Genomic DNA, 19489 nt, shown 5'->3' on the forward strand with positions numbered 1-19489 from the left:
CGTCAGCGCCCGCGCGTCATGCGCCTGCTCCCTGCGTTCACCGGGTAGGTGTCCTAGCGTGGCACCCATGGCGCGTGGCTCTGCAGTCCGCTCCCCGACCCCGTCGCAACGTCAGGCGATCCGACGCCGGCGCACGTGGGCCGGTCTGGCCGTCATGCTCTGCGTCGCGGCTGACGTGTGGTCCGTGTCGTGGGCAGGCGCCGAGCAGCCCGTCGCCGATGGGAGCGTCCTGCGCGCCTCGCGCGTGGCCCTCGCCGCGGGCATCGCGCCGGCCGTGTCGGTCGACGAGGTCGAGCGCGTGCCCGAGACCTCGACCGACTCGCTCGTGGGCGGCGGCAGGGCAGACAGCGCGACGAAGGCCGCCGACGCTGACACCGCAGGTGACGGCCGCGACGCTGCGGGCGCCGTCATCGAGAAGGGTTCGGGCGCGTTCACCGTGGTCGCGGTGCCTGCCGCCGCGCTGAAGCCGTCACCGGCCACGGGCCGCGTCGTGCGCTACACCGTCGAGCTCGAGGGCGGCCTCGACGTCCGTGCCGCAGACCTCGCCACGTCGGTCGGCTCGGTGCTCACGGACCCGCGCGGCTGGCAGGCCAAGGACGGCGTGCGCTTCGTCAACGTCTCGCCCGCCGACGCCGCGGCGGGGGCCCCGATCGACCTGCACATCACCCTGGCCAGCCCGACCACGACCGACAGGCTGTGCGCACCCCTGCAGACGCGCGGCCAGGTCAGCTGTCACAACGGTGGACGCATCGCGCTCAACCTGCGGCGCTGGGTGCTCGGCGCCGCGGCGTACGGCACCGACGTCGACGGCTACCGGACCTACCTCGTCAACCACGAGGTCGGCCACGGGATCGGCCACGCTCACGCGTACTGCGGCGGCGCCGGCCGGCCCGCGCCCGTCATGATGCAGCAGACCTACGGGCTCAAGGGCTGCACCGCGTGGCCCTGGCCGACCGCCAAGCGCGCCTGACGTCCGCCTCTGCCGTACCGACAGGCTGCCCGGGCACAGCGGTGGCCGCGGGCGGTGGGGACCCGCGGCCACCTGGCCGGATGCCGTGCGGCTCGCGTCAGGCGAGCTTGCTGTTCGAGTAGCCGATCCGCAGCACCGCGCCGGTGGGAAGGCTGCCGACGGACCTGTTCAGCACCACTTCGATCATGACGACCTCGATCGAGGTCGAGCTCCTCGTCACCTTGTGGAAGGTGACCTTGCCGAGCTGCGGGATCGTGACGACGGTGTTGGGCCGCACGGTGTCGGTGATGGCCGGGAAGCCCGCGACCCTGAGCGCGAGGAAGCGCGACGAGTCACGCACGACCGGGGCCAGAGCGCCCGTCTGGGAGACCGACGTCTCGGCCGTCACCGCGGACGCCGAGATGAGCCCGAGCAGCACGTTCGGCGAGGCGACGGTGTTCTTGACCGTCACGGACCGCGACGTCGACGTGGCCGACGACCTCGAGGTCGTCTGCGTCGTGCCGGTGGACAACAGGCCAGCGAGCGTCACGCCCGCGACGTTGCTCGCGCCGTCACCGGACGTGCAGCGCGCGTAGACCAGCGCCGTCGGAGAGGATGCCACGCGGCCGTCGAGCAGGGTGGCCGACGTCGCGAACCCCTTGCCACCGACGAGGCCGGTCACGGGTGCCGAGAGGTACGCGCGGGACTGGGCGACGTCGATGCGCGAGCCGATGGGCAGGCCCAGGCTGTTGCTGCCGTCGATGATGACCGTCACCGCAGCGGTGGCCACGCGAAGCTCACCGTTCGAGGTGACGCGCTCCTGCTTGTTGACGACGGCGGTCGCGAAGGGCGTCTGCCCTGCTGCCCCGACACGGATGCGGGTGTTGGGCCCCGCTGTCGCGCTCACGGGTCGACCCGAGATGACGAGGTTGGTCAGTGTGGCGCTGTTGCCCCCGGTGTACTGCCGCGCTCCGTTGACCGAGGCTGAGCTCGACGTGGCGAGCGCGTCGGCGCGGACGAGGCCACCGAGGAGGTTGACGCCCTTGACCTTGGCGCTGGAGAAGCTCGCCTTGCTCGAGAGCGACTGGCTCGTGCGCGCCGCCGTCGTGACGGCGCCGACCGAGCCGACGACGGGGAGGTTCGCCGAGGTGACGGCTGCCGACGTCGACCGGGGGGCGGTCGTCGTGCACCCGATCGAGCTGAGGGCGGTGGGCCCGGACCTCACGACACCCCCGATGTTGACCTGGGTGCCGTAGGCCTGCGCCGTGAACGCGACCTTCGGGAGCACCGCTGCCGAGGCCGGTGCAGCGGCAAGGGGCGCGCCCAGCCCCGAGATGGCGGCCGCCGCCAGGACGGCGGCGAGTTTCCTCTGCCTGGTTCGCATGGTCCTGCTCCTGTCATCGATGCCCTGACATCGATCCCCTGACCGATGTACCCGGCTCAACGACACAAACCGGGCATCCGTTATGCGGCACTTGCGCGGTTCACTGCGGCGCGCTCCGCGCACGCACCGCGGCAGGACCTGCCGACCGCCGACCGGGGCAACTGCCACAATCGGGGCATGACAGCACGGACACGCCCGGGGAAGGTTCGTCGCGTCGCGGCAGGGGTCGCGCTCGCCGCCGTCTGCGGCATCGGGGCGGCGGGCTGCACGGGTCGGTCGCTGGACGCCTCCGGTGCCGCGGCGGCATACGGACCGGTGGTCGAGGCCGTGACCGGGGTGACCGGCGACGCGCTCGGCGTCCGGTGGACACGGGGCAGCGACGAGACGACTCAGCGCGGGGACGACGGGTGCACGTGGTACTCCGCATCGTTCGAGACCGCGACCGACCTGTCCTCGAGGATGCCCGAGCTGCGCCAGGCCCTCGACTCGAGCCTCGGGGACCGCGGGTTCGCGGACGCCCGGGACGAGCAGCTGCCCGGCGGCTGGGTCGCGGTCACCGCGACCGACGACCAGGACGCCCGGGTCGCGGTCCAGTCCAAGGGACGCAGCACCGTACGGCTCAGCGTGCCGGTCAGCGGCGACTGCTGAGCCGCCTCCGCGCGTGCTGCTACTCCCCGGCTTCGCGCGCGTCCTCGTCGCGCCACTCGAGGTCGACCGACTCGCGCCCCTGCGGCACGGGCCGGCGGTGCACGCCCGTGACGGTGATCGACCCGTGGCCGGGCACGTCGACGGTCGATCCCTCGGCGACGTCCACGATGCGCGACTCGTCGGGCGTGCGCACGGCGAGCCGCGCGGTCCGCACGCCCTGCTTGACGCCGGCCCGCATGATGCCGACACGCACCTGCCCGAAGCGCGGCTGGCTGCCCTGGTCCGCCGTGACCTGCTTCATCAGCCCTCCTTGCCGGACACGCTGTACGTGCTGTCGAAGTTCGCCTTGTACTCGTCCTCCGTGAGCCAGACGTCGCCGACCTTCTGCTCGCCGTCGAGCGTGCCACCGTCAGGCCCCCACGGGTTGATGAGGTGGATCATCCGCTGGCCGTCACGCTCCTCGATGCGGTCGACCATGTACGCGTGGTTCGGCACGATCGTGCTGTCGTCGACCTCGTCCTCCCACCACCAGAACGCGTCGTCGTCCTCGGTGCCGACGGCCATGAGGTCGCCGCCCTCGAGGCGGTCCTGGATGTCGTCGAAGCTCGACTCGCCGCCGCTGTCGGCGTCACGCCCCGTGATCGTCTCGAACGCGTCGTCGGAGTGGCCGCCGTCGATGTCGTCGTAGCTGCCGCCGTGGAACGAAGCCATCGCCTTCTCGTAGATCGACGCGTAGTTCGGGTTGCCTTGAGGGTCGCGGGCGCCGTTCTCGACGACGGACGCGTCGACGACGACGTCGACGGGCTCGCCGTCGTCGTAGAGGGTCACCGTGTAGGTGCCGGCCTCGGCGTCGTAGCGGACGTGCTCGCGGATGAAGGCGGGATCGTCCTGGGCAACCGGGCCGAGCGCTGCGAGGACCCAGCAGTCACCGATCTGGCCCTGCTCGATGTCGTCCATGCCGAGTGACCCGTCGTCCATGGGGATGTCCGCGATGTCCTCGTACGGGCCGGGACCGTCCTCGGGGTTGCGCGAGTTCCGGTCGCCGCCGTCGCCGCTGCCGACGCCCCCGGTGGGGTTGCGCGAGAAGGGCGAGCCACCGCCCGCCTCGCCGCTCACGGCGTCCTGCGCGCCGGCGTTGCGCCGCAGCGCCGCCGCCATCGAGTCGAGGGTCCCACGGCACGCCGTCAGCCCCTGGTCGGTGCCCGGCCACCGCTGGACGAGATGGTCGAGGTCACGGCCGCCCCAGCTACCCCGGAGCGAGCCGACTGCACGGTTGCACTCGAGGCCGATGCCCTCGAGCTCGCGGCCCAGGCCGGTCAACCGGTCCGCGGACAGCCGCAGCGCCACGGTGTCGGCGCCCTTGCGGTAGATCGCCACGACGCGCTCCCCCTGTCAGCCCGTGCGGTTCGACCCGGTACGTCCCGCCACGCGCCCGAGCCTATTCAGCGGACCACGGCCCGGTCGATGGGCAGCACTCCCCATCGACCGGGCCGCGTCACGACTCCCGGGCCTCTCAGGGCGTCGCCGAGGGCGCCTCTCACGGCGCCGGCGACACCACCATCGCCGACCCCCCACCCCGCCGGGTGGTCTCGGCGGCAGCCTCGAACCGGCCCTCACCGAAGGACCGGATCGCCGTCACGGCGCCGATCTCGCCGCCGTCGGACAGCGTGTGGCCCAGCGCGCGCAGGCCCGCTGCGACCGGGCTGGCCAGGAGGGCAGGCTCCGCCGGCTCGGAAGCGCCGTTGCGGGAGCTGAGACGCGGCGACGCGATGGCGTTCACGAGGCTCAGGTCGCGGTCGAGGTAGCCGAGGATCGTCTGCGACACCGAGGTGATGATCGTCGCGCCGCCGGGCGAGCCCACGGCGAGGAACGGGGCACCGTCGTCGAGGATGATCGTCGGGCTCATCGACGACCGCGGCCGCTTGCTCGGCCCCGGCAGGTTCGGGTCGGGCGCGGCGCCCTGCGTCGGCGTGAAGTTGAAGTCGGTCAGCTCGTTGTTGAGCAGGAACCCGTAGCCCGGCACGGTGATGCCCGAGCCACCGGTCTGCTCGATGGTGAGCGTGTAGGCCGCGACGTTGCCCCAGCGGTCGGCGACCGTCAGGTGCGTGGTCGACTGGCCGTCGTTGGGCTGCCTCTCGGCGACCGTGGTGGTCGGGCACGACGTGTAGTCGCCATCGGGAACACCGGGCGCTATGGGCCGCGGCTGCGCCGCCGCCGGGTCGAAGAAGCAGGCCCGCTCGGCCGCGAAGCCAGGGTCGACGAGCTCGCCGACCGGGACGCCGGCCACGTCGCCCACGTAGCGGTTGCGGTCGGCGAAGGCGGTGGCTGACGCTTCGGAGAAGCGGTGGAGGTACTGGACCTCGTCGACGTCGGCCGTGGACATGCCGGTGCGCTGCTCGTACGCCGTCATGAGGTTGAGGATCTCGGCGACGGCGATGCCACCTGAGCTCGGGACCGGCATGCCGTAGACGTCGTACCCCTTGTACTGCGAGTGGATCGGGTCCTTGGCCAGGGCCCGGTACGCGCCGAGGTCGGCCATCGTGATCTGGCCGGCCGGCACACTGGTGCCGTCGGTGTGCGGGGCCTGGGCCTCGGCGACCACCGCACGACCCAGCGACCCGGCATACAGCGACTTCACGCCCTGGGTGCGCAGCGTGCGGTAGGCCGTCGCCATGTCGGGGTTGGTGAACGTGGACCCGACCGGCGGGGCGGCGCCGTCGCGCAGGAACACCCGTGCCGTCTCCGGGAACGTCTTGAAGCGAGTGGCGTTCGCAGCTGTCTGGTCGGAGAAGGTCTTGTCGACGACGAAGCCCTTCGCCGCCAGCTTCTCGGCCGGCTTCAGGGCGTCGTTGAGCGACAGGGTGCCGAAGTCGCGCAACGCCTTGTCCCACAAGGCCGGTGTGCCGGGGACGCCGACGGAGAGGCCGGAGTTGACGGCCGTGGCGAACGCGTAGGGCTGCCCCGTCGCGGGGTCGATGAACGCCCGGTCGGTGAACGTCGCGGGCGCTGTCTCGCGACCGTCGATCGTCGAGACCTTCTTGCTCGCCGCGTCGTAGTAGACGAGGAACCCGCCGCCGCCGATGCCGGCGCTGTACGGCTCCGTCACACCGAGGGCGGCCGCGGTCGCGACCGCGGCGTCGGCGGCGTTGCCCCCATGGGCCAGCACGTCGATCCCGACCTGTGAGGCGTCACGGTCGACCGAGCTCACCGCCCCGCCGGAGCCCACCATGACCGGGACCTTGGGCAGGTCAGTCGTCGTGCCGTGTCGAGCAGTGTCGACGGTCGGTGCCGCCGGGGCGGCCGGGGGCTGGGCGCCGGCCTGCGGCGCGAGCAGTGCGAGCGGGAGGCCTGCGGCCACGCCTGCGACGATCCAACGTCTGGTGCTGCGGGTGTGTCGGCTCATCCTCCGACCGTACCGGCGCAGGCCCCCGCCGAACCCCTCCGAGGCGCGTGGATCGAGCCGTGGATCGAGCCATCCGACATGGCGAGAGCCCGCCACCGAGACGATGACGGGCTCTCGACGAGCGAGGCGACCTCAGGCGGTCGCGTCATCCTCGGCGAGGAGGTTGCGCGTCTTGGAGAAGTCGAGCGGGATGCCCGGGCCCATCGTCGTGGAGACGGTGGCCTTCTCGATGTAGCGGCCCTTGGAGCTGGCCGGCTTGAGACGCAGGATCTCCTCGAGGGCTGCGGCGTAGTTCTCGACGAGGGACTTCTCGTCGAAGGACGCCTTGCCGATGATGAAGTGGAGGTTCGCGTGCTTGTCGACGCGGAACTCGATCTTGCCGCCCTTGATGTCGGAGACGGCCTTGGCGACGTCCATCGTGACCGTGCCGGTCTTCGGGTTCGGCATGAGACCGCGGGGGCCGAGGACCTTGCCCAGGCGGCCGACCTTGCCCATCATGTCGGGCGTCGCGACGACGGCGTCGAAGTCGAGCCAGCCGCCCTGGACCTTCTCGAGGAGGTCGTCGGAGCCGACGTGGTCGGCACCGGCCTCACGGGCTGCCTCGGCCTTGTCGCCGTTGGCGAAGACGAGGACGCGGGCGGTCTTGCCCGTGCCGTGCGGCAGGTTGACCGTGCCGCGGACGGCCTGGTCGGCCTTGCGGGGGTCGACGCCGAGACGCATGGCGACCTCGACGGTCTCGTCGTACTTGGCCTTCGCGGTCTGCTTGGCGACGCGGACGGCCTCGAGGGGGGCGTAGACCTTGCCGGGCGTGATGAGCTCGGCGGCTGCGCGGTAGCTCTTGCTGCGCTTCATGACTGCTCCTGCTTTCCTGGTGGAGTCGTGGTGCGACCGTGCGCTGGTCTCCCACGGGGCCGACGACGAATGCCGTCCGGCCCGGTTCCGGGTCGGCCCGCCCCCTGCGAGGGCGGGCTCCCGAAGCTTCGGTGACCCGTGCTGCTCAGAGCTCGGTGTCGATGCCCATCGAGCGAGCGGTGCCGGCGATGATGCGGGCAGCCATCTCCTCGTCGTTGGCGTTGAGGTCTTCCATCTTCTGACGGGCGATGTCGAGGACCTGGTCGCGCGAGAGCTTGGCGACCTTGGTCTTGTGCGGCTCACCGGAGCCCTTGGCGACGCCGGCGGCCTTCTTGATGAGCTCGGCGGCCGGGGGCGTCTTCGTGACGAAGGTGAACGAGCGGTCCTCGTAGACCGTGATCTCGACCGGGATGACGTTGCCGCGCTGGGCCTCCGTCGCGGCGTTGTACGCCTTGACGAACTCCATGATGTTGACGCCGTGCTGGCCGAGGGCCGGGCCGACGGGCGGGGCGGGCGTGGCCTGACCGGCCTGGATCTGCAGCTTGATGAAGCCGGAGACCTTCTTCTTGGGGGGCATGGGTGCCTACCTTCTTCGTTGTGGGCCGACGCCGTGGGCGATGACCCGGTTGCATGCCGGTGCGGGGTGCCGCACCGAACGGGTGTGGACCTTCGTCAGATCTTGGCGACCTGGGCGAAGGAGAGCTCGACCGGGGTCTCCCGGCCGAAGATCGAGACGAGCACCTTGAGCTTCTGCGTGTCGGTGTTGATCTCGGAGATCGTGGCGGGAAGGGTCTCGAACGGCCCCTCCATGACGGTGACGGACTCGCCGACCTCGAAGTCGATGACGCGGACGTCCTTCGGGGCGGCGGTCTTGGTCGTGGCCCCGCCGGACGCCGCGGCGGCAGCCTCGAAGCTCGGCGCGAGCATCGTGAAGACCTCGTCGATCGACAGCGGCACGGGCTGGTGGGCGTTGCCGACGAAGCCGGTCACGCCGGGCGTGTGGCGCACCGCGCCCCAGCTCTCGTCGGTGAGGTCCATGCGGACCAGGACGTACCCGGGCATCCGGACGCGACGGACCTGCTTCTTCTGGCCGTTCTTGATCTCGGTGACCTCCTCCATGGGGACCTCGATCTCGAAGATGAAGTCCTCCATGTTGAGGGTCTGGATGCGGGTCTCGAGGTTGGCCTTCACGCGGTTCTCGTAGCCGGCGTAGGAGTGGATGACGTACCAGTCACCGAAACGCGAACGCAGGTCGGCCTTGAAGTCGGCGACGGGGTCACCGCTGCCCTCGGCCGGGGCGGCGTCCTCGGCGAGCTCGGCGTCGACGTCCACCTCGGCGTCGTCGTCGTCGGCCTCGTCGGCGTCGTCGGTCTCGTCAGCGGCATCGAGGTCGTCGACGTCGTCCACATCGTTCGTGGCGGCGATGTCGGCGTCGACCTCGGTGTCCTCAGCTCCCGCGACGTCGGACGCCGAGAGGTCGTCGGACTCGACCGTGGGGTCGACGACGTCGTTCTCGGTGCTCTCGCCGTTCGGGGCGCCCTCGTGGGCGAACTGCTCGGACACGCTCTGACCTACTTCCTTGCTTGTGGACCAGCCGGTCGCGGCTGGTGGTGACGTCCCGTGACGCGGTGTGACGGCCGCTGCGTCAGAACGTGGTGCCCGTGAAGACCCACGCGATCAGCTTGCTCAGACCGAAGTCGAGCCCCGACACGACAGCCATCATGATCACGACGAACACGACGACGACCGTGGTGTAGCGAACGAGCTCGGGGCCCGTCGGCCGCACGACCTTGCGCAGCTCGTCGAGGATCTGGCGCACGAAGAGGCTGAGCGCGCCGAAGAACCGCGACACGGGGTTGCCGCCGCTGGCCCTGTCGGCCCGGTCGGACCCGCGCCTGGCGCTCGTCTCCGTCACGATTCCTTCTTTCTGCCTGGGTACGAGGCCCGCGACAGCCGTCCCCGGACACGTGGTGTCCACGTCAGGGCAGAAGCCGCGTGCCGCCTTGCACGACGACCACATCACTGGGATGCGCAGGGCAAGAGGGACTCGAACCCCCAACCGCTGGTTTTGGAGACCAGTGCTCTACCAATTGAGCTATTGCCCTTCACCGGGACCGTTGGGTGGTTTCCGGCGGGACGGCATGCGTCAGCATGGCCAGCGAAGCCGTCCGAGCGACGATCATACGGGACGATCGGACCCCAGCGCGAACCGGCGGCGCACCCCCGCTCAGACCCCTGCTCGCGCCCACCACGCGGGGCGCACGGTCGGCGCCACCCGGCATACGGACCGGGCTCCCTCCGGGACACGCCGCAGTGGCAGGATCGAGTCGTGACGAACCCGCGCACCCCCCTCGCGTCCCTGTCCGACGACGACCTGGCCGGCTTCCTCGCCGAGCAGCGGTCAGCCTACGCGGCCCTGCAGGACCGCGGCCTCAAGCTCGACCTGACGCGAGGCAAGCCGTCCGCAGCCCAGCTCGACCTGTCCGACGACCTGCTGAGCCTGCCGTCGTCGACGAAGGACGCCGCCGGGGTCGACGTGCGCAACTACGGCGGCCTCGAGGGGCTGGCCGAGCTGCGGGCCATCTTCGCGGAGCTGCTCTGGGTCGAGCCGTCGCAGGTCATCGCCGGCGGCAACTCCAGCCTCACGATGATGTACTCCACGATCGTCGACTTCCTGCTCTTCGGAGGCGTCGACTCCCCGCGACCGTGGTCGCAGGAGGAGAAGGTCCGCTTCATCTGCCCGGTGCCCGGCTACGACCGGCACTTCTCCATGCTCGCGTCGTTCGGCATCGAGATGGTCACCGTCGACATGCACGACGACGGCCCCGACATGGCGGCCGTCGAGGCGCTCGTCAAGGACGACCCGAGCGTCAAGGGCATCTGGATCGTCCCGACGTACGCGAACCCGACCGGTGCCGTGGTGTCGCAGGAGATCGCGGCCCGCCTCGCGGCCATGCCGGCGGCCGCACCGGACTTCACGATCTTCTGGGACAACGCGTACGCGTTCCACCACCTCACCGAGGACGAGGCGAAGAGTGCGGACATCCTGACGCTCGCGGCAGCCTCGGGGCACCCGAACCGGCCGATCATGTTCGCCTCGACGTCGAAGATCACCTTCGCCGGCGCGGGCGTGGCGGTGCTGGCCGCGAGCGAGGCCAACGTCAGGTGGTACCTCAAGCACCTGTCGATGGGGTCCATCGGCCCCGACAAGGTCAACCACCTGCGCCACGTCGAGTTCTTCAAGGACGCGCAGGGCGTGCGCGCCCACATGCGGGGTCACCGCGAGATCATCGCGCCGAAGTTCGCGGCCGTCGACGAGGCGCTGACGGCGGGCCTCGACGGACTCGACGTCGCGGAGTGGAGCCACCCGACGGGCGGCTACTTCGTCAACCTCGACGTGCTCGACGGCACCGCGTCACGAGTCGTCGAGCTCGCCAAGGCGGCGGGCATCGCACTGACGCCGGCGGGTGCGTCGTTCCCGCACGGCTTGGACCCCCGCGACCGCAACATCCGCCTCGCGCCGACGTTCCCGGTGCTCGACGAGGTGCGCACGGCGATGGCCGGCGTCGCCACGTGCGTGGCGCTCGCTGCCGCCGAGAAGGTGACGGCCGACCGGGGCGCCGGGGTAGGGGCAGGGGGCGACGTCCCGTCGCCCGAGACCGCAGAGCCCGCCACCGAAGGAGCCGCGCGATGAGTGCCACCGACCCCCACGAGCCGAACGAGAACATCGACGACGACCTGACGAGCTACAGCGTCGACGACGAGGACCAGCTGCAGCCCGAGGACACGCTCGACGACGGCGATCTGGAGGACGTCCTCGACCGCGGCTACTCCCCCAACGACCGCCCGCAGGGCGTCGACGCCCACGGCACGACGGCCTACGAGGAGTCGATCGACGAGACGATCGACCAGCGGATCCTCCAGGAGGAGACCGACCCGAACTCCGCCTACGGCCGGCCCGACAACGAGAGCGGGCTCGACGGCGACCGCGTCGGCGGCGACGACCCCGACTCGATCGACGCCGAGGACGACTGGCTCGGCGACAACGAGGTCGGCGACGCGAGGGCCGGACGCCTCGTGGCCGACGACGAGGGCGCGCACGACGACGACGAGAAGCAGGCGTGGGCCAGCGACGTGGGCGTCGACGGAGCAGGTGCCTCGGCCGAGGAGGCCGCGATGCACGTCGTCGACGAGATCGCCGACGAGCCCGAGGACCACTGACCGCTGAGGCCGCCCGTTTCGCGCGCTCCCGCGTGGAGCGCGCGAAACGAGTGGGACCGCGTGACCTTTCGCGCGCCCCGAGCCCCGTTGGCGCGCTCAGCAGTGGAGCGCGCGAGACGTGCCGTGTCGGGTGACACACTGGCCCGCATGACGCGTGCGGTGCAGGACCTGCCGAAGGCCCACCTGCACCTGCACTTCACCGGTTCGATGCGCATCGGCACCGTGCGTGACCTCGCCGAGACCCACGGCATCCGGCTGCCCGACGCCCTCGTCTCGGGCTGGCCGCCGAAACTGGCCCGGGCCACCGACGAGCGTGGCTGGTTCCGCTTCCAGCGCCTCTACGACGCGGCCCGGTCGTGCGTGCGCGGTGAGGCCGACATGCGCCGCATCGTGCGTGAGGCCGCCCAGGACGATGCGGCCGAGGGGTCGCGTTGGCTCGAGATCCAGGTCGACCCCACCTCGTACGCTCCGTTCGTCGGCGGCATCACCCCCGCGCTTGAGATCGTCCTCGACGAGGCGCGCGCAGTGTCGACCGAAGGTGGCACCGGCGTGGGCGTCGTCGTCGCGGCCAGCCGGATGCGCCACCCGCTCGAGGCGCGCACGCTCGCCCGGCTCGCGGCTCACCACGCGGGCGAGGAGGCCGGCACCGTGGTCGGCTTCGGGCTCTCCAACGACGAGCGCCGCGGGCTCGTCGCCGAATTCGCACCCGCGTTCGACATCGCGCGCCGCGCCGGGCTCGCACTGGTCCCGCACGGCGGCGAGCTGCTCGGTGCGCAGTCGGTCATGGAGACCCTCGAGCACCTCGACCCGGACCGGATCGGCCACGGCGTGCGGTGCGTCGAGGACCCGCAGGTGCTCGACGCGGTGGCCGAGGCCGGCGTCACCCTCGAGGTGTGCCCCGGCAGCAACGTGGCCCTCGGTGTCTACGCCGACCCTGCCGACGTGCCCCTGCGACGCATCGTCGAGTCGGGCGTGCCCGTCGCCCTCGGCGCCGACGACCCCCTGCTCTTCGGCTCCCGCCTCGCGGCGCAGTATGCCGCCGCCCGTGACCTCGGCTTCGACGACAAGGGCCTCGCCCGCCTCGCGAGAGGCTCCCTCGAGGGCAGCCGGATGCCGCCTCGTCTGCGCAAGGCGGCCCTCGCGGACGTCGACGCGTGGCTGGAGAAGCCGGCCGCGACGCCTGCCGCGCCGGCGTGACACCGGCCACACCCGGAACCCAGCGGTACCCGGTCAAAACGGGCCAGCGCGCACAGGGTGCGGCGCTCACCGACGCTGGACCGGGTTTGCTCAGGGTCGGTGCGCCCGGTCATGCTGGTCCGGAGATGACAACTTCTGCCCCCGCTTCCGCACGCCCATCGACCGCCACCGGCGCCCGTCTGCGACGCCTCGCAGTCGTCGGCCTCGTCGCCCCCGTCGTCGCGCTCGCGGCGTGCAGCGGGGAGGCGCCCGTGACGGCCGACCCGACCGCTCCCGCCGGCACGACGCCTGCCACGAGCACGACCACGACGACGTCCGAGACCACCACGGCCACGGCGTCGCCCACGAGCACGCCCCCGGCCAAGTTCTCGACGCGCACCATCAAGGCCGTCATCAAGGACCCTGACCTCGGCCACACGATCACCGCGCTCCGGGTCTCGCGCAACCTGCCGTTCCCGAAGAACCAGCCCGTCGGCGCAGAGGCCTTCGAGATCGTCGGCGTCAAGGTCGAGTTCGACGCAGGCTCGCGCTACTCGGCCGCCCTCGAGCCGTCGATGCTGACCCTCATCGCCGCGAGCCCCAAGCAGAACGTCCCGGTCACGTCCGAGTTCGGCAAGGCCTTCAAAGCCGACCCCCTCAAGACGACGAAGCGCGACGACCGCGACCGCGGCTGGGTGTTCTTCAAGGTCGACAAGGGCACGACGAGCTCGCTGCGCCTGGCCTTCAACCGACCTGCGTACGAGGTCAGCACCACCGACAAGAGCATCACGGCGAAGACCTTCTCGGTCGTCCTCACGAAGTAGGCAACAGCCCCGCCAATGCCGAGCGGCCCCGGACCCACTGGGGTCCGGGGCCGCTCGCTTTCGTCGAGGCTGTCAGAGGCGCTCGCCGACGAGCACCGGCTCGTTGACCAGGGTGACGCCGAACGCGTCACGGACACCGTCGCGCACCTGCCGCGCCAGTGCGAGGACGTCGGAGGTGGTGGCTCCACCACGGTTGGTCACGGCGAGCGTGTGCTTCGTCGACAGGGCAGCCGGGGCCCCCAGTCCGAAGCCCTTGCCGAAGCCGGCCTGGTCGATGAGCCAGGCCGCGCTCGTCTTGACGCGGCCGTCGGGCTCGGGGAAGCGCGGCGGCGTGGGGCCCTCCCAGCCGAGTCGCTCCCCCACCCGCTCGACGAGGTCGTCGAACTCGTGCCGGCTGAGGATCGGGTTGGTGAAGAACGACCCGCACGACCACGTGTCGGGGTCGGCGTCGTCGAGCACCATGCCGCGCGACCGGCGCTGCTCGAGCACGGCCGCTCGGGCGTCCGACAAGGGCACCCGGGTGCCCAGCTCGGTACCGAGACCCTTCGCCAGGGCGGCATACGCCACGGGGCGGCTGAGGGTGCCCACCTCGAACTGGAAGAGGACGTCGAGCACGACGTAGCGAGAGTGGCCCTTGAACCGCGAGTGGCGGTAGGTGAAGGCGCAGTCGGCGTTCATGAAGGTGCGCACGGCCTGCTCCTGGCGGTCCCACGTGCGCACCTGCGCGACCGTCTGCGACACGTCCTGGCCGTAGGCGCCGACGTTCTGGATCGGGGTCGCGCCCGTGAGCCCCGGGATGCCGCTCAGGGCCTCGATGCCCGCCCAGCCCTCGTCTACGGCCCGGGCGACGACGTCGTCCCACACCTCACCGGCCGCGACACGGACCATCACCCCGCCGCAGAGGTCGGCCGACTCGGGGTGGATGCCGGACGTGGCGATGCGCACGACGGTGCCCTGGAACCCGTCGTCGGACACCACGAGGTTGGAGCCGCCCGACAGGACAAGGAGGGGCTCGTCGGCGTCGTCGACCTCGCGGACCGCGTCGACGAGCTCGTCGGCGGTCTCGACGGTGACGACCCGCGAAGCAGGGCCACCCACCCGCATCGTCGTGAAGGTCGACAGCGGAACGTCGTGTTGCTCGCGCACGCGGTGGACCGGCCCGGTCAGTCGAGCCTGGCGACGGCGAGCGCGCGGCCCAGGATCTTGGCGCCGTCGGCGGTCGCCGTGAGCTCGACGGTGACGCGCTTCGTCTCCGGGTCGGCCGCCTTGACGACGCCGGAGACCTCGATGTCGGCGCCCGTCTCGTAGGGGACGACGACGGGCCGGGTGAAACGGACGCCGTACTCGACGACGCGGCCGGCGTCGCCGACCCAGTCGGTCACGAGTGTGACGGCCGAACCCATCGTGAACATGCCGTGTGCGATGACATCGGGCAGCCCGACCTTCTTGGCGAACGGCTCGTCCCAGTGGATCCGGTTGCGGTCGAGCGACGCACCGGCATACTGCACGAGGCGGGCGCGGTCGACGTGAACGGTAATCGACGGCAGTGCGTCGCCGACCGACACGTCGGAGAAGGCTCGGACCGTCACGGGCGCGGGGGCCGTGGGCTGGGTGCTCATCACTCGTCTCCTCGGATGACGATGGTCGAGGTGGCCGTGCAGACGGCCTCGCCGGTCTCGGTGGCCAGCTCGGTGCGGGTCGTGACCATGGCGTGCCCGCCCGCCTCACGCACCGCGTCGACGTGGAGCGTGCCGACGACGGCGTCGCCAGCGGTGAGGGGCCGGTGGTGGGTGAACCGCTGCTCGCCGTGCACGACGCGGGAGAAGTCGATGCCGGCCTCCGGGTCGTTGACCAGCTGCGCGTCGCACTGCTGGGCGATGAGGACCGCGAACGTCGGGGGTGCGATGACGTCGGCATAGCCACGCGCGCGGGCGACGGCGGCGTCGACGTGCACCGGGTCGGACGAGCCGACGGCCTCGGCGAACTCGCGGATCTTGGCGGCACTGACCCGATAGGTCTCGGTGGGCGGGTAGACCCGGCCCTGGAAGTCTGCGTTCACCGGCATACGGGCACCCTATCGAGCGTCACCGACCCCGGCCCGACGCGTCCGGGAACGACGACGCTCCCCCGGCCGGGTGGCCGAGGGAGCGGTCAGGGGATCGCGCTGGGTCAGCGGGTCTCGCGGTGCTCCGTGTGCTTGCCGCACTTGGGGCAGAACTTGTTCATCGCGAGACGGTCGGGGTTGTTCCGACGGTTCTTCTTCGTGATGTAGTTGCGGTCCTTGCAGTCCACGCACGCCATCGTGATCTTGGGACGGACGTCGGTGCTCTTGCTGGCCACGGCAACCTGCTCTTTCGGGAACGTTCTTTGGTGTTCGGTCGTCTTGCGACGGGTGTCGCGCGGAGCGTCACGCGTTCCGGGCGGCATCCCGGGGTGACACGCAGGCGCGACGTCCAAGGTTACGCGACACCCGGACGATTCGAGAAATCGGCGCGGGTGCACGCTGAAGTGGTAGCGGGAGCGGGGCTCGATCCCGCGACCTCACGATTATGAGTCGTGCGCTCTAACCAGCTGAGCTACCCCGCCATGGGCTGCCGTTCCCCGACCTCGCCGCGACTGCGACGGACCGGGGCCCGACCGACCAGAGCCCCAATAGGGAATCGAACCCTAGACCTTTTCCTTACCATGGAAACGCTCTGCCGACTGAGCTATTGGGGCGCGGCCGACACTGCAGACCGTCACGCGGACGGGCCAAGGTCGACCTGTTGTGCGACGGTGAGACTACACGGTCGGCGGCGCGGATACGAAATCGACCCAGCACTCCGCGGGCCCCCTCGTGGGGTGCCCGGCGCCTGACAGGATCGGGCCATGACCGATCGCCCCGAAGCAGCGACCGCCGCCGGCCCGTCGAGCCCGTCGAGCCCGTCGAGCCCGTCGAGCCCGTCGAGCCCGGACTCGGTGCCGGCGTCGAGGACGCTGCCGGGACGCAGCACCCGGAGCCCGTTCGAGCCCTACCGGGAGGTGGACGCGACGGAGGTGCGCGTGCACTTCGACCGGCGCAGCATGTGGCGGGCAGGTTGGACCGTCGTCGCCGTCGTCGCGCTCGCGGCCATCGGCAAGTGGGTGCTCTCGGACGCCGGCAACGTCATCTTCATGCTCGTCATGTCGGTCATCGCCTCGATCGCGATGGAGCCTGCCGTCGCCCGCCTCAGCAGACGCATGCGACGCGGGTTCGCCACCGCCCTCGTCATGCTCGGCACCGTCGTCTTCCTCGCAGTCTTCCTCGTCGTCTTCGGACAGCTCCTCGGCGAGCAGATCGCCACGCTGGTGCGAGCCGTCCCCTCGCTCGTCGAGAGCCTGGCCGCCTGGGCCAACGAGACCTTCGGCATCACGCTCGACTACCGGAAGCTGCTCGACCAGCTCGGCATCGGCACCACGGCACTCGCGTCGGTCGCGCAGAACCTCGCAGGTGGCCTCTTCGGCGTCGTCGCCGCGGTCCTCGGAGCGGCGTTCGGCAGCCTCACCTTTGCGTTCTTCACCTACTACTTCTCCGCCGACGGCCCCCGGCTGCGCCGCTGGGTCGCCCAGCTGGTGCCGCCCCGCCAGCAGGAGGTCGTCGGCGTCGCCTGGGAGCTCGCGGTGCGCAAGACCGGAGGGTACGTGGCGGCACGCCTCGTGCTCGCCGGCATCTGCGGGGGCTTCAGCGGCCTGTTCATGCTCATCATCGGTATGCCGTACTGGCTGGCCCTCGGCGTGTGGACGGGCATCGTCGCGCAGTTCGTGCCCAACGTCGGCACCTACATCGCGATCGCGTTGCCGGTGTTCGTGGGGCTCGTCGGCGACCAGCCGTGGCAGGGGCTCGCGATGCTGGCCTTCGCGCTCGTCTACCAGCAGGTCGAGAACCTCACCATCGAGCCGCGGATCTCGGCCCAGGCGGTCGACGTGCACCCCGCGGTGTCGTTCGGCTCGGTGCTCTTCGGTGCCTCGCTCTTCGGCGTGGGTGGCGCCTTCGTCGCCGTGCCCGTCGCAGCGCTCATGCTGGCCCTCTTCGACATCTACGCGCACAAGTACGAGCTGCTCCCCCACCTCGCGCAGCTCCAGCCGGGCGAGCGGGAGGGGGACGGCGACGACGAGGAACCTCCGACCGAGGCCGGCGGCGAGCCGGCGGTCGACCCGGAGCAGGGACCGGCGCTGCTGCAGCGGCTGCTGCGCCGCGGCTGAGCGGCCCCCGCGTCAGTCGGCAGCGTCGTGGGCGTCGAGAGCCTCCTGCGCCGCCGCCTCCTCCTGCTCGCGCCGATCACGTATGCCGGCCGCCTCGTCGAGCTCGCCCGTGACCTTCTCCAGCCGGGCGCGTGCCGTGGCGAGCCGCCGCTCGAGGTCGGCGATGCCCTCGGTGACCTCCTCGTGCCGGGCCGTGAGGACGGCGACCTGCCGGTCGGCGGTGCGCAGCTCGGTTCGGGCGACGTCCAGCGCGGCCTGGAGCCTCGCGCGCTCCGCGGTGCGCTTGGCCCGGCGTCGCTCCTCGAGGTCGACGGTGTCGCCTCCCCCACCGGGAAGGACGGACAGGGAGGGACGGGCCTCGTCGGCGTACTCGTCGCCGTCGCCGGCCGTACCGAGGGCCACGACGTCCTCGACGTCGACCGAACCGAATCCGGAGTAGCTCAGGGCCCGCACGAGCGAACCGGTGAGAACGGAGGCCTCCGCGTCCTCGTCGGCGATGAGCGCCGTCAGGGTGTCTCGCACCTCCTGCGCCACGCCTGCACCCAGCTTCTGCCCCTCGGCCGCGGCCACCTCGGCGATGCGGTCCGCGAGGGCGTCGACACGTTTGGAGCGTTCACGCCCGAGCACGCGCAGCTGGTCGGCGTCGAGACTGCGCTGCGCCTCGCGGAGGAGCTCCGCGAAGGTCCTGAACTCCTCGAGCTCGTCGGCGTGCCCGCGGACGAAGTGGTTGACCGCCCACGCAGCGACCGTCGGCTTGCGCAGCGCACCGATCGAGGCGGCAAGCTCCTTCTCGCCGGCCGACTTCGCCTGCGCCACCAGCTCAGAGCGCAGCGGGGTGAACTGAGCCGGCGGAGCGGCATACAGCTGCTCGACGGCGGCGCGCAGGTGCAGGATCACCCCTGCATCCTGCCCCAAACCGGGTGGTGCAGCCCGTTCCTGACGGGCAGTCTGGACCCCGTGATCTGGATCTGTGCGACCTGTGCCGTCGAGACCGATGACCTCGCGGAGCCGCCGGCGCAGTGCGCCGTGTGCGAGGACGAGCGTCAGTGGGTGCCCGAGTCGGGCCAACGGTGGACCACCCTCAGTGAGCTTCGCGAGGCGGGCACACGGATCACGATCGACCCCGTGGAGGACGACCTCTGGGGGCTGAGGGCCGACCCTGCGGTCGGCATCGGCCAGCAGACCATGGTCGTGCGCACTGCGGAGGGCGTGCTGCTCTTCGACTGCGTCGGCTACGTCGACGACGCAGCCGTCTCCTTCGTGCGGTCGCTCGGGCCGACGCTCGCGGTCGCCGCGAGCCACCCGCACATGTACGGCGTGCAGACGGAGTGGGCGCGCGCACTCGGCGACGTGCCGGTCCTGGTCGCCTCCCCCGACGCCGAATGGGTGCGACGCCGTGACCCGCTCGTCGAGCTGTACGACGAACGGCGCGAGGTGGCGACCGGCCTCACGCTGCACCGGGTGGGCGGGCACTTCCGCGGGCAGGCGGTCGTCGAGTGGCAGGCCGGTGCGGACGGCCGCGGGGTGCTGCTCGCCGGCGACGCCGTCTTCCCGAACCCGGACCGGCGGACGGTGAGCTTCCTGCGCAGCTACCCGAACCGGATCCCGCTGTCGGGCAACGTCGTCCAGCGCATCGCACGTCAGCTCGAGGGGCTGCACTACGACCGCCTCTACAACAACTTCGGCGCCGTCGTGCCAACTGACGCCAAGACGGTGGTCCGCCGCTCCGCCGACCGCCATGCAGCCTGGACGCGCGGGGACTTCGACCACCTGACGTGACCGGGCGTGCAGAAGGCCCGGCGACCGGGTAG

21 protein-coding genes and 3 tRNA genes are annotated in these 19489 nt (G+C 71.3%); 8 read left to right on the forward strand and 16 right to left on the reverse strand.

Annotated elements, in window-relative coordinates; translation table 11 throughout:
- The first annotated feature begins 67 nt into the window (after positions 1 to 67).
- Positions 68 to 970, forward strand: coding sequence for a DUF3152 domain-containing protein (locus tag ACFQU3_RS23055; RefSeq protein ID WP_385914169.1), 903 nt, complete (start codon positions 68 to 70; stop codon positions 968 to 970).
- Between the two features lie 97 nt (positions 971 to 1067).
- Here ACFQU3_RS23055 and ACFQU3_RS23060 read toward each other — a convergent pair whose 3' ends face one another.
- Positions 1068 to 2333 carry a choice-of-anchor P family protein gene (locus ACFQU3_RS23060; protein ID WP_385914171.1) on the reverse strand — a complete coding sequence of 422 codons (1266 nt, stop codon included), beginning with the start codon at positions 2331 to 2333 and terminating at the stop codon, positions 1068 to 1070.
- Between the two features lie 177 nt (positions 2334 to 2510).
- Between ACFQU3_RS23060 and ACFQU3_RS23065 the strand changes: the two genes are divergently transcribed.
- Positions 2511 to 2981 (forward strand): hypothetical protein, encoded by a 471-nt coding sequence (locus tag ACFQU3_RS23065; protein ID WP_385914172.1) that lies wholly within the window; start codon positions 2511 to 2513, stop codon positions 2979 to 2981.
- Between the two features lie 19 nt (positions 2982 to 3000).
- Here ACFQU3_RS23065 and ACFQU3_RS23070 read toward each other — a convergent pair whose 3' ends face one another.
- From ACFQU3_RS23070 to ACFQU3_RS23105, 8 genes are all read right to left on the reverse strand, one after another.
- On the reverse strand, positions 3001 to 3282 hold the full coding sequence (locus ACFQU3_RS23070; protein WP_385914174.1) for a hypothetical protein: 282 nt from the start codon (positions 3280 to 3282) through the stop codon (positions 3001 to 3003).
- Complete coding sequence (locus tag ACFQU3_RS23075; protein ID WP_385914175.1) at positions 3282 to 4358, reverse strand: C2 family cysteine protease; 1077 nt, start codon at positions 4356 to 4358, stop codon at positions 3282 to 3284. The genes ACFQU3_RS23070 and ACFQU3_RS23075 overlap by 1 nt, the downstream gene beginning before the upstream one ends.
- A gap of 160 nt (positions 4359 to 4518) precedes the next feature.
- Positions 4519 to 6384, reverse strand: a complete 1866-nt coding sequence (gene ggt / locus ACFQU3_RS23080) for a gamma-glutamyltransferase (protein ID WP_385914177.1) — start codon at positions 6382 to 6384, stop codon at positions 4519 to 4521.
- A gap of 132 nt (positions 6385 to 6516) precedes the next feature.
- Positions 6517 to 7236, reverse strand: a complete 720-nt coding sequence (rplA, locus tag ACFQU3_RS23085; RefSeq protein WP_385914178.1) for a 50S ribosomal protein L1 — start codon at positions 7234 to 7236, stop codon at positions 6517 to 6519.
- 145 nt (positions 7237 to 7381) lie between these two features.
- The gene (gene rplK, locus ACFQU3_RS23090; protein ID WP_385914180.1) at positions 7382 to 7813 is read right to left on the reverse strand and encodes a 50S ribosomal protein L11; all 432 of its coding nucleotides are present in this window, start codon (positions 7811 to 7813) and stop codon (positions 7382 to 7384) included.
- Positions 7814 to 7908: 95 nt separating this feature from the next.
- Positions 7909 to 8799: a transcription termination/antitermination protein NusG gene (nusG, locus tag ACFQU3_RS23095; RefSeq protein ID WP_385914182.1), complete on the reverse strand. Its 891-nt coding sequence runs from the start codon at positions 8797 to 8799 to the stop codon at positions 7909 to 7911.
- Between the two features lie 82 nt (positions 8800 to 8881).
- Positions 8882 to 9151: a preprotein translocase subunit SecE gene (gene secE / locus ACFQU3_RS23100; protein WP_385914184.1), complete on the reverse strand. Its 270-nt coding sequence runs from the start codon at positions 9149 to 9151 to the stop codon at positions 8882 to 8884.
- A gap of 117 nt (positions 9152 to 9268) precedes the next feature.
- Positions 9269 to 9341 (reverse strand) — tRNA-Trp (locus tag ACFQU3_RS23105).
- Between the two features lie 224 nt (positions 9342 to 9565).
- Between ACFQU3_RS23105 and ACFQU3_RS23110 the strand changes: the two genes are divergently transcribed.
- The 4 genes from ACFQU3_RS23110 to ACFQU3_RS23125 all read left to right on the forward strand — a co-directional run bounded on the left by ACFQU3_RS23110 (position 9566) and on the right by ACFQU3_RS23125 (position 13457).
- On the forward strand, positions 9566 to 10930 hold the full coding sequence (locus ACFQU3_RS23110) for an aminotransferase (RefSeq protein WP_385914186.1): 1365 nt from the start codon (positions 9566 to 9568) through the stop codon (positions 10928 to 10930).
- Positions 10927 to 11457, forward strand: a complete 531-nt coding sequence (locus tag ACFQU3_RS23115) for a DUF5709 domain-containing protein (protein ID WP_385914188.1) — start codon at positions 10927 to 10929, stop codon at positions 11455 to 11457. The genes ACFQU3_RS23110 and ACFQU3_RS23115 overlap by 4 nt, the downstream gene beginning before the upstream one ends.
- Positions 11458 to 11604: 147 nt before the next feature.
- A complete protein-coding gene (locus tag ACFQU3_RS23120; protein ID WP_385914190.1) occupies positions 11605 to 12654 on the forward strand; it encodes an adenosine deaminase in 1050 nt (349 codons plus the stop codon).
- A gap of 125 nt (positions 12655 to 12779) precedes the next feature.
- The gene (locus ACFQU3_RS23125) at positions 12780 to 13457 is read left to right on the forward strand and encodes a hypothetical protein (protein WP_385914191.1); all 678 of its coding nucleotides are present in this window, start codon (positions 12780 to 12782) and stop codon (positions 13455 to 13457) included.
- A gap of 72 nt (positions 13458 to 13529) precedes the next feature.
- On the opposite strand, the gene ACFQU3_RS23130 is transcribed toward ACFQU3_RS23125, so the two are convergent.
- The 6 genes from ACFQU3_RS23130 to ACFQU3_RS23155 all read right to left on the reverse strand — a co-directional run bounded on the left by ACFQU3_RS23130 (position 13530) and on the right by ACFQU3_RS23155 (position 16175).
- Entirely contained in the window at positions 13530 to 14603 is a 1074-nt protein-coding gene (locus ACFQU3_RS23130) for a UDP-N-acetylmuramate dehydrogenase (protein ID WP_385914193.1), read from the reverse strand.
- A gap of 17 nt (positions 14604 to 14620) precedes the next feature.
- Positions 14621 to 15076 carry a MaoC/PaaZ C-terminal domain-containing protein gene (locus ACFQU3_RS23135; RefSeq protein WP_385914195.1) on the reverse strand — a complete coding sequence of 152 codons (456 nt, stop codon included), beginning with the start codon at positions 15074 to 15076 and terminating at the stop codon, positions 14621 to 14623.
- Entirely contained in the window at positions 15076 to 15522 is a 447-nt protein-coding gene (locus ACFQU3_RS23140) for a MaoC family dehydratase N-terminal domain-containing protein (RefSeq protein ID WP_385914197.1), read from the reverse strand. The genes ACFQU3_RS23135 and ACFQU3_RS23140 overlap by 1 nt, the downstream gene beginning before the upstream one ends.
- Positions 15523 to 15626: 104 nt before the next feature.
- Entirely contained in the window at positions 15627 to 15797 is a 171-nt protein-coding gene (gene rpmG / locus ACFQU3_RS23145; protein ID WP_034801502.1) for a 50S ribosomal protein L33, read from the reverse strand.
- Between the two features lie 169 nt (positions 15798 to 15966).
- Positions 15967 to 16043, reverse strand: a tRNA-Met gene (locus ACFQU3_RS23150).
- 59 nt (positions 16044 to 16102) lie between these two features.
- Positions 16103 to 16175, reverse strand: a tRNA-Thr gene (locus ACFQU3_RS23155).
- A 150-nt stretch (positions 16176 to 16325) separates the two neighbouring features.
- Between ACFQU3_RS23155 and ACFQU3_RS23160 the strand changes: the two genes are divergently transcribed.
- Positions 16326 to 17678 carry an AI-2E family transporter gene (locus tag ACFQU3_RS23160; RefSeq protein ID WP_385914199.1) on the forward strand — a complete coding sequence of 451 codons (1353 nt, stop codon included), beginning with the start codon at positions 16326 to 16328 and terminating at the stop codon, positions 17676 to 17678.
- 12 nt (positions 17679 to 17690) lie between these two features.
- Here the strand turns inward: ACFQU3_RS23160 and ACFQU3_RS23165 are convergent, their stop codons facing one another.
- A complete protein-coding gene (locus tag ACFQU3_RS23165) occupies positions 17691 to 18575 on the reverse strand; it encodes a hypothetical protein (protein WP_385914201.1) in 885 nt (294 codons plus the stop codon).
- Between the two features lie 60 nt (positions 18576 to 18635).
- Here ACFQU3_RS23165 and ACFQU3_RS23170 point away from each other — a divergent pair, with 60 nt between their 5' ends.
- Positions 18636 to 19457: a hydrolase gene (locus tag ACFQU3_RS23170; RefSeq protein WP_385914203.1), complete on the forward strand. Its 822-nt coding sequence runs from the start codon at positions 18636 to 18638 to the stop codon at positions 19455 to 19457.
- Positions 19458 to 19489: the final 32 nt, after the last annotated feature.

Origin of the sequence: Terrabacter sp. GCM10028922, from assembly GCF_042666095.1 — a bacterium.
Classification (GTDB): domain Bacteria; phylum Actinomycetota; class Actinomycetes; order Actinomycetales; family Dermatophilaceae; genus Terrabacter.

Coding starts and splice junctions, on each gene's coding strand:
- rplA (WP_385914178.1), bottom strand. CDS start 7,236: ATGAAGCGCAGCAAGAGCTACCGCGCAGCCGCCGAGCTCATCACGCCC.
- ACFQU3_RS23065 (WP_385914172.1), top strand. CDS start 2,511: ATGACAGCACGGACACGCCCGGGGAAGGTTCGTCGCGTCGCGGCAGGG.
- ACFQU3_RS23120 (WP_385914190.1), top strand. CDS start 11,605: ATGACGCGTGCGGTGCAGGACCTGCCGAAGGCCCACCTGCACCTGCAC.
- ACFQU3_RS23125 (WP_385914191.1), top strand. CDS start 12,780: ATGACAACTTCTGCCCCCGCTTCCGCACGCCCATCGACCGCCACCGGC.
- ACFQU3_RS23055 (WP_385914169.1), top strand. CDS start 68: ATGGCGCGTGGCTCTGCAGTCCGCTCCCCGACCCCGTCGCAACGTCAG.
- ACFQU3_RS23140 (WP_385914197.1), bottom strand. CDS start 15,522: ATGCCGGTGAACGCAGACTTCCAGGGCCGGGTCTACCCGCCCACCGAG.
- ggt (WP_385914177.1), bottom strand. CDS start 6,384: ATGAGCCGACACACCCGCAGCACCAGACGTTGGATCGTCGCAGGCGTG.
- rplK (WP_385914180.1), bottom strand. CDS start 7,813: ATGCCCCCCAAGAAGAAGGTCTCCGGCTTCATCAAGCTGCAGATCCAG.
- ACFQU3_RS23135 (WP_385914195.1), bottom strand. CDS start 15,076: ATGAGCACCCAGCCCACGGCCCCCGCGCCCGTGACGGTCCGAGCCTTC.
- ACFQU3_RS23070 (WP_385914174.1), bottom strand. CDS start 3,282: ATGAAGCAGGTCACGGCGGACCAGGGCAGCCAGCCGCGCTTCGGGCAG.
- ACFQU3_RS23115 (WP_385914188.1), top strand. CDS start 10,927: ATGAGTGCCACCGACCCCCACGAGCCGAACGAGAACATCGACGACGAC.
- ACFQU3_RS23160 (WP_385914199.1), top strand. CDS start 16,326: ATGACCGATCGCCCCGAAGCAGCGACCGCCGCCGGCCCGTCGAGCCCG.
- ACFQU3_RS23060 (WP_385914171.1), bottom strand. CDS start 2,333: ATGCGAACCAGGCAGAGGAAACTCGCCGCCGTCCTGGCGGCGGCCGCC.